General features: G+C 63.2%; 10 protein-coding genes. 6 read left to right on the forward strand and 4 right to left on the reverse strand.

The window, feature by feature from the left end:
- Positions 1–149 precede the first annotated feature (149 nt).
- The 3 genes from OIN59_RS01880 to rsmA all read left to right on the forward strand — a co-directional run bounded on the left by OIN59_RS01880 (position 150) and on the right by rsmA (position 4814).
- Positions 150–2531: an LPS-assembly protein LptD gene (locus OIN59_RS01880; RefSeq protein WP_274106570.1), complete on the forward strand. Its 2382-nt coding sequence runs from the start codon at positions 150–152 to the stop codon at positions 2529–2531.
- A 3-nt stretch (positions 2532–2534) separates the two neighbouring features.
- On the forward strand, positions 2535–3968 hold the full coding sequence (locus tag OIN59_RS01885) for a peptidylprolyl isomerase (protein ID WP_274106572.1): 1434 nt from the start codon (positions 2535–2537) through the stop codon (positions 3966–3968).
- Positions 3969–4034: 66 nt separating this feature from the next.
- Complete coding sequence (gene rsmA / locus OIN59_RS01890; protein WP_274106574.1) at positions 4035–4814, forward strand: 16S rRNA (adenine(1518)-N(6)/adenine(1519)-N(6))-dimethyltransferase RsmA; 780 nt, start codon at positions 4035–4037, stop codon at positions 4812–4814.
- 220 nt (positions 4815–5034) lie between these two features.
- Here rsmA and OIN59_RS01895 read toward each other — a convergent pair whose 3' ends face one another.
- From OIN59_RS01895 to OIN59_RS01910, 4 genes are all read right to left on the reverse strand, one after another.
- Complete coding sequence (locus OIN59_RS01895; RefSeq protein ID WP_274106576.1) at positions 5035–5247, reverse strand: hypothetical protein; 213 nt, start codon at positions 5245–5247, stop codon at positions 5035–5037.
- The gene (locus tag OIN59_RS01900; RefSeq protein ID WP_010464776.1) at positions 5226–5651 is read right to left on the reverse strand and encodes a barstar family protein; all 426 of its coding nucleotides are present in this window, start codon (positions 5649–5651) and stop codon (positions 5226–5228) included. The genes OIN59_RS01895 and OIN59_RS01900 overlap by 22 nt, the downstream gene beginning before the upstream one ends.
- Positions 5652–5791: 140 nt before the next feature.
- Positions 5792–6199, reverse strand: coding sequence for a ribonuclease (locus OIN59_RS01905; RefSeq protein ID WP_274106582.1), 408 nt, complete (start codon positions 6197–6199; stop codon positions 5792–5794).
- A gap of 154 nt (positions 6200–6353) precedes the next feature.
- Positions 6354–8699: an NADP-dependent malic enzyme gene (locus OIN59_RS01910; protein WP_274106584.1), complete on the reverse strand. Its 2346-nt coding sequence runs from the start codon at positions 8697–8699 to the stop codon at positions 6354–6356.
- Positions 8700–9060: 361 nt separating this feature from the next.
- On the opposite strand from OIN59_RS01910, the gene OIN59_RS01915 reads away from it, so the two are divergent.
- From OIN59_RS01915 to OIN59_RS01925, 3 genes are all read left to right on the forward strand, one after another.
- The gene (locus tag OIN59_RS01915; RefSeq protein WP_274106586.1) at positions 9061–9339 is read left to right on the forward strand and encodes an adenylyl-sulfate kinase; all 279 of its coding nucleotides are present in this window, start codon (positions 9061–9063) and stop codon (positions 9337–9339) included.
- Complete coding sequence (locus tag OIN59_RS01920; protein WP_274106588.1) at positions 9336–10181, forward strand: sulfotransferase family protein; 846 nt, start codon at positions 9336–9338, stop codon at positions 10179–10181. The genes OIN59_RS01915 and OIN59_RS01920 overlap by 4 nt, the downstream gene beginning before the upstream one ends.
- An 83-nt stretch (positions 10182–10264) precedes the next feature.
- The coding region (locus OIN59_RS01925) for a DUF4347 domain-containing protein (RefSeq protein WP_274106590.1) at positions 10265–12799 on the forward strand (2535 nt) is incomplete at its 3' end.

Raw genomic sequence — 12799 nt, forward strand, 5'->3', positions numbered from 1 at the left:
AATCCGATTTTACAAACCGACTGTGGGCTGGCGCCGCGCGCGCTGGCCACGGTGGGTCCCTTCGTCCGCTACCGCCCCCAACACCCCACGTGCCACGCTGCCAGCCCCTCACCGTGCAGAACCTCACCTCCCTTCGCACCCGGCCCGCCATGGCGAAGTCTGCACGGCTGCGGCCCCCCGTGCCCCGTGCCCTGGCCGTGGGCGTCGCGCTGGCCTGGTGCGGCCTGCCGCTGGCGGCTATGGCCCAGGCTGCAGCCGCGCCCAGCGCCTGGGATGCCCCCCCGGTGTTGCGCACTTCGCCCCTGCTGCAAGAGAAGATTCCCGACGCGGTGCGCTCTCAGCTGCCCGTTTTTGTGAAGGGCGACCACATCAGCGGCCAGACCGACCTCAATGCGCTGATTGAAGGCAATGCGGAGCTGCGCCGGGGCGACACGGTCATCCGCGCCGATCGGCTCGACTACAACGTGCCCGAGGACCTGGCCAAGGCCAACGGCAAGGTGCGCATCAACCGCGCGGGCAATGTGTATGAAGGCACGGCGCTGGAGCTGAGGGTGGAGGCTTTCGAAGGCTTCTTCAGCGACGCGCGCTACCGCTTCCTGGCCACCCAGGCCCACGGCGATGCCACACGCGTCGACTTCACGGACCGCTACCGCGCCGTGGTGCACAACGGCACCTACACCACCTGCGAGCGCGGCAACGAAGAGAGTTGGCAGCCCGACTGGGTGCTGCGCGCAGCCACCATCCGCATCGACAACGAAGAAGAGGTGGGCACCGCCGAAGATGCGGTGCTGGAGTTCAAGGGCATCTCGGTGCTGCCCATTCCGTACATCACCTTCCCGCTGTCGGAAAAGCGCAAGTCCGGCCTCTTGCCGCCCACCATCGGGCTCGACAGCCGCGACGGCGTGACCTACATGCAGCCGTACTACTGGAACATCGCACCCAACCGCGATGCCACCTTGCGCGCGGCGCTTATGACCAAGCGAGGCGCCAACGTGGGCGGCGAGTTCCGCTATCTGGAGCCGACCTACCATGGGCAGATCAGCGCCGATGTGATGCCCACCGACCGGCTGCGCGATCGCGCTCGCTGGAGTTTTTCGGGTCAGCATCAAGGAGGATTCGACACCGGCATCGGCGGGCTGGGTCTGAACCTCAACCTCAACCGGGTGAGTGACGACAACTACTGGCGCGACTTCAGCCGTGCCACAGACCAATTGCGCCAGCGCCTGTTGCCCAACGATGCGATCCTGTCCTGGGGCCGCAACGACATGTCGGCCACCGTGCGCACGCTCAAGTGGCAGACGCTGCAAGACGTGAGCTCGCCCATCGTGCCACCGTACGACCGCATGCCGCAGGTGCAGTGGCGCTACAACCCTTCGCAACTGGGCGGTGGGTTCGATGCCAGCGTGGAGCTGGACACCACGCGCTTTGAAGCGGCCCGCGCGCTGACGGGCCAGCCCAACGCTGATCGCAGCTACGCCATGGCGCAGATCAGCCGCCCCTTCCTGTCGCCCGGTGGCTTCATCACCCCGCGCCTGCAACTGCATGCCACGCAGTACCAGTTTGATTCGGCCCTGTCCAACGGCCAGCGCTCGGCCAGCCGCACGCTGCCCACCTTCAGCCTGGACAGCGGCCTGGTGTTCGAGCGCGACACCGCCTACTTTGGCCGGGCCTTCCTGCAGACGCTGGAACCCCGGGCGTTCTACACCTACACGCCCTATCGCGACCAGAGCATGCTGCCGGTGTACGACACGGCGGCCAACGACTTCAACTTTGCGACCATCTACACCGAGAACGCCTTTGGCGGCAACGACCGGCTGGCCGACAACAACCTGCTGACCCTGGGCGTGACCACACGCCTGCTCGACCCCGATTCGGGCGCCCAGGCAGCGCGTTTTGGCATTGCCCAGCGAGTGCGTTTCTCGGACCAGAAAGTGACCCTGCCAGGGGGCACTCCGGTCAGCGAGCGCCTGTCGGATCTGCTGTTGGGCGCTGGCATCAACTGGACACCGCAGTGGGGCTTTGACTCCACCGTGCAGTACAACCCCAAGACCGGCCAGTCCATCCGCTCCACCGTTGGCGCGCGCTACAGCCCCAGCAACTACCGCACCGTGAGTGCGGCCTACCGCCTGCAGCGCGGCACCAGCGAGCAGATCGACGTTGGCTGGCAGTGGCCGCTCAACGACCTGTGGGGTGACAAGGGCAAGGACCTGGGCGCTGGCCGTGGCCAGGGCGGTGGGCGCTGGTACAGCGTGGGCCGCCTGAACTACAGCATGAAGGATCGCAAGCTCGTGGACACCGTGGTGGGCTTTGAGTACGACAGCTGCTGCTGGATCGGCCGTGTGGTGCTGGAGCGCCTGCAAAGCAGCGTGACCAGTTCCAACACGCGCCTGCTGTTCCAGATTGAATTCGTGGGCTTCTCCCGCCTGAGCCTGGGCTCCAGCCCGCTCGACTCCTTCAAGCAAAATGTGCCGCGTTACCAGAACCTGCGCGAGCAGGTCTCCACGCCCAGCCGCTTCAGCAACTACGACTAGACCATGAACCACCGTGTATTCGCACTGGCCTTGACGGCCGCGTTGGCATCCCTCGTGGCGCAAGGCGCTGCGGCGCAGGGCCTGCGCCCCTCGGGGACCTCGTCTTCGGGCAAAACAGGCTTGTCTTCCTCGCCGTCTTCGTTGACTGCGCGCCCTGCTGCCGTGCCCTCCATCGCGCTGCCCGCCCCCTCTGCCAGCACGGCACCGCGCTCGGCCGATTTCATTGTGGCGGTGGTCAACTCCGAACCCGTGACCAACTACGAGGTGCGCTCGCGCCTGGCACGGGCCGAGGCGCAGATCGCCAAACAGGGCGGCGCCATGCCCCCACGTGACGCGCTGGCGCGCGAAGTGCTCGAACGCATCATCCTGGAGAAGGTGCAGCTGCAACAGGCACGCGAATCCGGTATCAAGGTCGATGACTACGCCGTGTCGCAGGCCGAGCAGGGCGTGGCCCGCCAGAACGACATGACGGTGGACGCGCTGTATGCGCGCCTGGCCCGTGATGGCATGAGCAAGGACCGTTTTCGCGAAGAGCTGCGCAACCAGCTGCTGCAGCAGCGCCTGCGCGAACGCGAAGTCGAAGCGCGGGTGAAGGTGAGCGACCTGGACGTGGACCAGTTCCTGCGTGAAGAGCAAAAGGGCACAGATGTCGCCGCCATGGAGATCAACCTCGGTCATGTGCTGGTGCTGGTGCCTGAAAAGGCCACCCCCGCGCAGGTCGCCGAGCGGCAGACCCGTGCGCAGCGCGCTGCAGACAAGGTGCGCGCGGGCGAAGACTTTGCGGCGGTGGCCCGCGAGTTCTCCGATGCGCCCGAAGGCCAGCGTGCCGGTGGGCTGCTGGGCCTGCGGCCTGCGGATCGTTATCCCGAACTGTTTGTGAACTCCACCCTGGGCCTGCCGGTGGGCTCCATCGTGGGTCCGGTGCGCTCGCCAGCGGGCTTTCACGTGCTCAAGGTGGTGGAACGCGTGACGGCGGGCCTGCCCAGCACGGTGGAGCAAAACCATGCGCGCCACATCCTGCTGCGCACCGGCCCCCAATTGTCCGAAGCCGCAGCAGCAGCCCGTCTGGCCGACTACCGCCGCCGCGTGCTGGCGGGGCAGGCCGACTTTGCGGCCTTGGCGCGCGAGCATTCGCAGGATGGCAGCTCCAAAGAGGGCGGCGACCTGGGCTGGGCCAACCCTGGCCGGTATGTGCCCGAGTTCGAGCAGGCCCTGGATGCCCTCAAGCCCGGCGGCATCAGCGAACCCGTGGTCTCGCGCTTTGGTGTGCACCTGATCCAGCTGCTGGAACGCCGCGAAGCCAAGCTCACCCAGCGCGAGCAGCGCGACATGGCGCGCAGCACGGTGCGCGAGAAGAAACTCGACGAAGCCTACGCTACCTGGGCGCAGGAGCTGCGCGGGCGGGCGTATGTCGAGTACCGCGAGCCTCCCCAGTGAGTGCAACGCACGCCGTTCCCTTCCACACCCTCTGCACCCTCAAACACGACAACAGGTAAGGCCGCGTTGAAACACATTCCCCGCAAGCGTTTTGGGCAGCATTTCCTGTCCGACCAGGGCATCATCGGCGGCATCGTGCAGGCCATTGCGCCGCAGCCGGGCCAACCCATGGTCGAGATCGGGCCGGGCCTGGCCGCGCTGACGCAACCCCTGGTGGAGCGCCTGGGGCGCCTCACCGTCATCGAGCTGGACCGCGACCTCGCCCTGCGCCTGCGTCTGCACGGCCAGCTCGATGTGATCGAGTCGGACGTGCTCAAGGTGGACTTCACAGCACTGGCGCAGACCCTGCGTGACAAGGCAGGACAGCCCGGTTTGCGGTTGCGCGTGGTGGGCAACCTGCCCTACAACATCTCCACGCCCATCCTGTTCCATCTGCTGGGCCATGTGCAGGTCATCGAAGATCAGCATTTCATGCTGCAAAAGGAAGTGATCGATCGCATGGTGGCGCAGCCCGCCACCAGCGACTACGGCCGCCTGTCAGTGATGCTGCAGTGGCGCTACGCCATGGAAAACGTGTTGTTCGTGCCGCCCGAGAGCTTTGACCCACCCCCGCGCGTGGACAGCGCCGTGGTGCGCATGGTGCCGCACGCAGAGCCTGCAGCCTTGTCCGTGCCTGTGCTCGAAGAGTTGGTGCAGGTTGCCTTCAGCCAGCGCCGCAAGCTGCTGCGCCACACCCTGGGCCGCTGGCTTGAAACGCGCCAGTTTGCCGGCACCTTTGACACGCAGCGCCGCGCCGAGGAAGTGCCGGTGAGCGAGTTTGTGGCGCTGGCGCAGGAATGCTCTTAAATCAATAGCTACTAGCGCTTGATGGATAAGCGCTAGAGCCTGATTTGATCAAAAAAGCCAGCAACTGGCGTGGCCCGAGCGAGGGATGCCAAGCAAGGGCTGCCCCACAGCGAGGGCATCGTCCCCCGTCCCAGTGAAGCCGAGAGAAGGGGCTGAGGGCTGCCGCCTCACGCGGCCAGCACCGAGCGGTACAGCGCCTCAGCAGGGCGATGAACCGAATTCAGGCCGCCGAAAGCCAATACCCGGCATTGAAGGGGCTGCTCATGCGCAGTGCCATGGGCGACACGTCCACAGGCTTGTCCGTGGGCATCTTTTCAGCGGGTTCGCCGTTGATCTCGATGCCTTTCACGGCCTGGGTGTCGTCGCTAGCCTCGTTCGCCCGTTCTGCTTGGCTGGTGGATGCAGAACGGGCTACAGAAAAGAATAGAAACACCGGAAGGGGATCTTGCGATCACCCCAGTAATCGGCTGCGTCACGGAAGATGTCGAGCAGCTGCTCGCGTGCTTCCTTGTCGAACTTGCCCGTGGCAGGGATCTGCTCCAACACCACGATGAAACCAGGCTGCGGGCCCGATTTATGCAAGGGATCCGTCATGCAGTCGTACAACGCATCAAAGTTCTTGCCGAAGTGCGACGGGAAGGTGAATTGCCCGGCAATCAGGTCCAGCACATCCTGTTTGGACTGCGCATGGGCTAGGTTGGCGTACAAGAAATGATGACCCATGGAGGTGGCTGCATCCTGCAGGTCCTGCACGCGGAAGGCGCGAATGGACTGCACGATGTTGGTGCGCACGCCACGCAGTGGCGTTTCCAGGTCTTTACGAAGTGGCGTCTGCATCTCCGCTACTCTTTCTTTATAAAGTCCACAAACTTCTGGCATCTCACAAGGCTGCAGGATGCGGCCTGTGAATGGGGAATTCAATGGGGCGCGGCGTACGCTGTCCGGGTTGGGCTGGCTGGCGTACACCACATTGGGGGTCAATCGACGATCTCGCGAAAACTGGCGTAGTGGTCGCTGGTGTAGTAGCAGGCGTCCGGCGTCCGGGGCTTGCCGCCACACACGATGCGCCGGGCTCCCCGGTCGCGCGATCCTGGTGTTCTGACGGTGTATTCACGGTAGTAGCCCCGCTTTTGGGCGGGCAACAGCCGCTCGCGATTGCCGAAAACCGATCCGTCCTTGTCGTACGGAAAGGGTCCGCCCTCACGGATCAGCGCATAGGTTGTCCGCCCTTGGGTCGGCAACTCGGCCAGTGCGATGGGGGTGGTGGACCCGCCCTCGGACGGGGATTTCCGGGCATGTCCCGCGACCGGAGACAGCACGAAAGCAACACCCAAAACACACAATAACCCTGCTTTGCGCGCCCGGGTGGCTACAGCCTTCAGCATCAACGAACCTTTCAGAAACTACGGGTTAACCCGAAATTTCGACCCGCTAGTGTCGCTCAACGGTCCCCAAAAAGCAAGCGTCTGCACAAAGATTGGGCAGACGCTGAAGTGCTTTGTAAGGGTTTTAAGTTAGCGCTTGCTATTCTTCGAAGGCCTACCGTAAGGCGTTGGCATCCGCCACTGTGAGAGCTGTCATGTTCACAATGCGACGCACTGTGGCGCTGGGTGTCAGGATATGAACCGGCTTGGCGGCGCCCAGCAGCACGGGGCCAATCGCAATGCCGCCACCCGCTGAGGTCTTGAGCAGGTTGTAGGCAATGTTGGCGGCGTCGATGTTGGGGAACACCAGCAAGTTGGCGTCGCCGGTCAGTTCGCTGCTGGGCATGAGCGCCGAGCGGGCCTTGCCGTCCAGCGCCACATCGCCATGCATTTCACCGTCCACTTCCAGCCAGGGGGCTTGCTGGCGCAGCAGTTCCAGCGTCTGGCGCATCTTCACGGCGCTGGGGCTGTTGCTGGTGCCGAAGTTGGAGTGCGACAGCAGTGCGGCCTTGGGCTTGATGCCGAAGCGCATCATTTCCTCGGCGGCCAGGGCGGTGATCTCGGCCAGCTCTTGCGGTGTGGGGTCGTAGTTGACGTGCGTGTCCACCAAGAACACCTGGCGGCCGGGCAGCATCAGGCCGTTCATGCAGGCATACACCGGCACGTCCTGTGCCGTACTGTCGGCGCCACCGTCGTGTTTGCCGATCACCTGGTCGATGTAGAGCAAGTGGTTAGCCGTGGTGCCCCAGGTGCCGCAGATCAGGCCGTCCACCTCGCCCTTGTGCAGCATCATGCAGCCGATGAGCGTGAGACGTCGACGCATCTCGATCTTGGCGACCTGTTGCGTGATGCCCTTGCGCTCGGTCATGCGGTGGTAGGTCTGCCAGAAGTCGCGGTAGCGGTGGTCGAAGTCGGTGTTGACCACGTCGTAGTCCACGCCCTCCTTCAGGCGCAGGCCAAACTTTTCGATGCGCTGGGCGATGATGGCCGGGCGGCCGATCAGCGTGGGGCGGGCCACCTTTTCATCCACCACGATCTGCGCGGCGCGCAGCACGCGTTCTTCTTCCCCCTCCGCATAGGCCACGCGCTTCTTGGCGGCGTTGCGCGCAGCGTCGAAGATGGGCTTCATCGTCGTGCCGGATGCGTAGACAAAGGTCTGCAGCCGGTCGCGGTAGGCATCCATGTCGGTGATGGGGCGCCGCGCCACGCCGCTGTCGGCGGCAGCTTGCGCCACGGCTGGCGCAATCTTCATCATCAGGCGCGGGTCGAACGGCTTGGGGATCAGGTACTCAGGCCCGAACGTCAGCTTCTCGCCCACGTAGGCCGCCGCCACTACCTCGCTTTGCTCGGCCTGGGCCAGATCGGCGATGGCATGCACTGCCGCGATCTCCATCTCGTCGGTGATGGTCGTGGCGCCACAGTCCAGCGCGCCGCGGAAGATGTACGGGAAGCACAGGACGTTGTTCACCTGGTTGGGGTAGTCCGAGCGGCCCGTGGCCATGATGATGTCGCTGCGCACGCTGTGGGCCAGCTCGGGCAGGATCTCGGGGTTGGGGTTGGCCAGCGCGAAGATCACCGGGCGCTCGGCCATGGTGGCCACCATCTCGGGCTTGAGCACGTTGCCGGCCGACAGGCCCAGGAACACGTCCGCGCCCACCATCACCTCTGCCAACTTGCGCGCGTCGGTCTTCTGCATGAACTGGCGTTTGTCGTCGTCCATCAGCTCTTCGCGGCCTTCATAGACCACACCGGCCAGGTCGGTGACGAACACGTTCTTGCGCTGCACGCCCACCTTGAGCAGCAGGTTCAGGCAGGCCAGCGCCGCCGCGCCCGCGCCGCTGGTGACCAGCTTCACGTCTTCGATCTTTTTGCCCGCCACCTTCAGCGCATTCACGATGGCCGCCGCCACCGTGATGGCCGTGCCATGCTGGTCGTCATGGAAGACAGGGATCTTCATGCGCTTGCGCAGCTCGCGCTCCACATAGAAGCAGTCAGGCGCCTTGATGTCTTCGAGGTTGATGGCGCCGAACGTGGGCTCCAGCGCGGCAATCACTTCCACCAGCTTTTGCGGGTCCTTCTCGTCGATCTCGATGTCGAACACATCCACGCCCGCGAACTTCTTGAACAGGACGGCCTTGCCTTCCATCACCGGCTTGGAGGCCAGCGCGCCAATGTCGCCCAGGCCCAGAACGGCCGTGCCGTTGGTGATCACGGCCACCAGGTTGCCGCGCGAGGTGTAGCGGAAGGCATTGGCGGGGTCCTTCACGATCTCTTCGCAAGGTGCAGCCACACCGGGCGAGTAGGCCAGCGCCAGGTCATGCTGGTTGACCATCTGCTTGGTGGCGGCGATGGCGATCTTGCCGGGCTTGGGAAACTCGTGGTATTCGAGAGCGGCACGGCGCAATTGGGCACGCTTGTCGGAATCGTTGTTGTTGTTCTGGGCCGTGGTGTTCTCGGGCATTCAGTGTCTCCAACTCAAGGGGTGGGCTAAAACCGTACTTCAGCGGGTCTGCAGCAGGCTGTCAGCTTTGTAAGGGTCTGCGATTGTAGGACGAGGGCCGTGAAAACCCTAGTAAGCGAATCTGCTTATATGGGGGCAGGTGTTGTGACTCTCCTCGCTCCATAGGAACGCCTCTGTTTTGGGGTCTCCCAATGAAGGATTGATACATGCCGAGGTGTTGCATGTACGGGGGGATGATTTTTCGGAGAAATAAAGAGTGACAACGGAGAGTGCATTGGTTAAAAGCCATGGTCTCCAAATTGTTAATTCTTTGAGGTTAGGCCCTGAGTGCCCACAAGCGATATCTGCTGAACCCATAGGAATGTTGAGTGCCCTTTTTTATGAAGAAACCAGAAACGGCCACCACCTGGTGGCTTACGGGCCTGCCAAGCTCAGGAAAAACCACTCTCGCACAGGTTTAGCAGGTGCATTGCGTTTGCGCGGAGAACCGACTTGCGTCATTGACGGCGATGAACTGCGCGGGGGCTTGTGCAAAGACCTGGGGTTTGACGAAGCCAGCCGTGCAGAAAACGTCCGCCGTGCAGCGCACCTTGCGCAGATGCTCAACGGCCGGAGCGTGATACCCGAACAAGCCACATGAACAAACCACAACCCCTGCGCTACCACTTCATCACAGGCCTGCCCCGATCTGGCTCCACGCTGCTGTCGGCATTGCTGCTCCAGAACCCCCGCTTTCATGCAGGCATGACCAGCCCGGTAGGTGGGCTGTTTCGCAACATGCTCAACCAGCTGGGTGCGGGCAGCGAATTTGGGCCGGTGGTCACCAAAGAGCAACGCCGGCGACTGTTGCGGGGGCTTTTTGACAGCTACTACGCAGACCAGGCGGGCAACAAGGACGTCATCTTTGATACCAACCGCATGTGGAGCGCCCAGATGCCCGCGCTCATGGACCTCTTTCCTGGGGCCAAACTGATTGCTTGCGTGCGCAACGTGGCCTGGGTCATGGACAGCATAGAGCGCAGATACCGCGCCAATCCTTACGAAATCACCCGCCTGTTCAGCGACGACACCGAGCGCAACACGGTCTACAGCCGTGTGGACACTCTGGCCCAGCGCAACCGGATGGTGGGCTACCCATGGACGGCGCTGAAGGAAGCGTTTTATGGCGAACACGCCAGCTCACTGCTGCTTGTGGACTACGACCTGCTGGCGCAGGCGCCGCAGAAAGTGCTGCCGCTGATCTACCGGTTCCTGGGCGAGCCCGAATTTGCGCACGACTTTGAGCGCGTGAAGTACGACGCCCCCGAGTTCGACGAAGCGCTGGGCTTGCACGGACTGCACCAGGTACGTCCGCAGGTAGGGCTGCAGCGGCGCGAGAGCATCCTGCCGCCGGACCTGTTCGAGCAATACAGCAAGCTGTCGTTCTGGCAGGACCAGGCACACAGCAGGGCCAATGTGATCACTGCCAAACCTGCTGCTTAGACCGAGAGTTGTTGATTGCTTCTATATTGATAGCTGATTTTTCAATAAGTACGGGCGAAAAGCCGATTTTCATTCATAAAATCATGACCACTGACCACACACCTTCCGCCCCCTCATCATCTGCGCAAGAGGTGCTCTTCATTGACAGTCGGGTGCCGGACTTGCAGGCCATCATGGCAGCCATCCGGCCCGGAGTGAAGGTGGTCATTCTGGACCCCAGCGAAAACGGCGTGGCGCAGATGGCCAAGGCGTTGGAAGGGCTGCATGGCCTGGCGTCTATCAGCGTGGTCTCGCACGGCGATGAAGGGGTGCTGCTGCTGGGCAACGGTTCGCTGTTCGGCGGAAACCTGGAGCAATACCAAGCGCAGCTCAAAGCCGTTGGCGCAGCATTGGGCTCGGACGGTGACCTGCTGTTGTATGGGTGCGATGTGGGCGCGGGTGAGGCAGGGGCGCAGTTCCTGCAGACCTTGGCGCAACTGACAGGGGCGGACGTGGCCGCCTCCAACGACAGCACGGCAGGTGCGGTGCGTGGAGGCGATTGGGATCTGGAAGTCACCAGCGGGCAGATCGAGGCGACCGCTGCACTGGATGTGCAGGCGCTGGAGGGTTATGACTTCAGCCTGCACACGGCCAGTGTCAACACGGTGGCGCAGCTCAAGGCCGCCATTGCGTCGGGCAGCTCGGATGGCTCGGATGACGTGATTACCTTCACGGGGAACATCACGTTTGTCGGGGCATCGGACACCGTCGCCATCAATGTGACGGATGGGCACACGATGTCTATCGTGGGTGGTGGCTTCACGCTCAGTGGTGGGAATCTGGCGCGGGTTCTCAATGTCGCCTCCGGCGGAGCTGGCAGTGCGGTCTCAATTGACAACTTGACCATCACCAATGGGTTCGTAACCGGTGCGGGTGGTGACCGCACTGCGGGCCCAGGGGGAGCGGGGGGAGATGCACTAGGCGCTGGAATTTACAACGTGGGCACCCTGACGATCACAAACAGCACCATTTCAAGCAACAAGGCCGCAGGAGGCGGCGGAGCTGGGGGGAACCTGTTCAATGGCTCGGCTGCAGGTGCTGGCGGCGGTGGCGGTGGCTACGGATCCACATTCGGTGGCGCTGGTGGCGACAACTTTGGCGGAGGTATTCAGGCTGGTCCTAGCGCTGGAGTGGGCGGACGTGGCAGTGGGTACAACAGCGGTAGCAACTTTTTGGGAGGCGCCGGTGGATCTACTGTGGGGGGGGCAGGTTCGAACTATGGAGTGGGCTATTCGAACGGCGGCGCGGGCGGTAGCGCCAATGCTGGTGGCTCATTGCAAATAGGTGGCGGCGGAGGTGGGGCTGGGTACGACGCTGCGGGCGGGCGTGGTGGAAATGCAGCAGGCGGCATCTACAGCACCGGCACGCTGACTGTCACCACCAGCAGTATTACCAACAATATCGGCGCAGGTGGTGGTGGTGGTGGCGGTGGAATTGTTGGCAATGGATCCGGTGCAGGCGGCGTGGGCGGCGTGGGCATTGGCGGTATCTGGAACAAGGGTGGCACTGTCAAACTGGACGCAGCAACCAACACCTCGCTATCCACTGGAAACACCGGCGGCGGCGGTTTTGGTGGCACGGGAGACACCCCGGGTAATACCGGTTCTGCGACCTCCACGGTTTCGACCACCAATGGTGGCACCACGGTCACCAACTATATTCCCTCCAGCTTGACCAGCGCCACATACGACGCCAGCACCGGCACACTGGTGGTTACCGCTGCTGGCATGACCACCGGCGACACTATCGACGTGAGCAAGCTCTCGCTCACAGGCCAGGGCGGCAGCTACACCCTCACCAGCGCCAACGTCACTGCCAGCAGCTCGACCGCATTTGCGGTGACCCTCAACGCTGCGGACCAACTGGCCATCAACGGCGTCCTGAATCAGAACGGCACCAGCGCGGTGGACACTACCACCTTTAACCTGGCAGCGGCCGCCAATTGGGACGCGACCACCACATCGAGTGCCGACCTGACTGGCAATGGTGTCACCGTCAGCAACGTCGTGGCCCCCACTATCACATCGGCCACCTACGACGGCACCACCCACGTCTTCATCATCGCTGGCACCAACCTGGTTAAAACGATTGGTGCGACGAATGACGTCACGATTTCCACATTGACGATCACAGGCGAAGGTGGTGCAACACGCACCCTGTCGACCACCGGCAATGTCGAAGTCACTTCGGCCACCAGCTTTACCTTTACCCTGGCCGGTGCAGACATCGCTGCGGTGGATTCGCTCTTGAACAAGAACGGCACGTCGTCGGCCAGCAGCACCACCTATAACCTTGCGGTGGCTGATGACTGGAATAGCGTAGTGACGGGGGGCAGCATTGCCGACCTCACAGGCAATGGCATCACCGTCTCCAATGCCGCTCCGAGCATCACCAGCGCGACCTATGACGCAGCTACTGGAATCCTCTCCGTCTCGGCCGTCAACATTGTGGGCGGCGACACTATCGACGTGAGCAAGCTCTCGCTCACAGGCCAGGGCGGCAGCTACACCCTCACCAGCGCCAACGTCACTGCCAGCAGCTCGACCGCATTTGCGGTGACCCTCAACGCTGCGGACCAA

The sequence above is a fragment of the Acidovorax benzenivorans genome, from assembly GCF_028680575.1.
Taxonomy (GTDB): Bacteria; Pseudomonadota; Gammaproteobacteria; order Burkholderiales; family Burkholderiaceae_C; genus Acidovorax; species Acidovorax benzenivorans.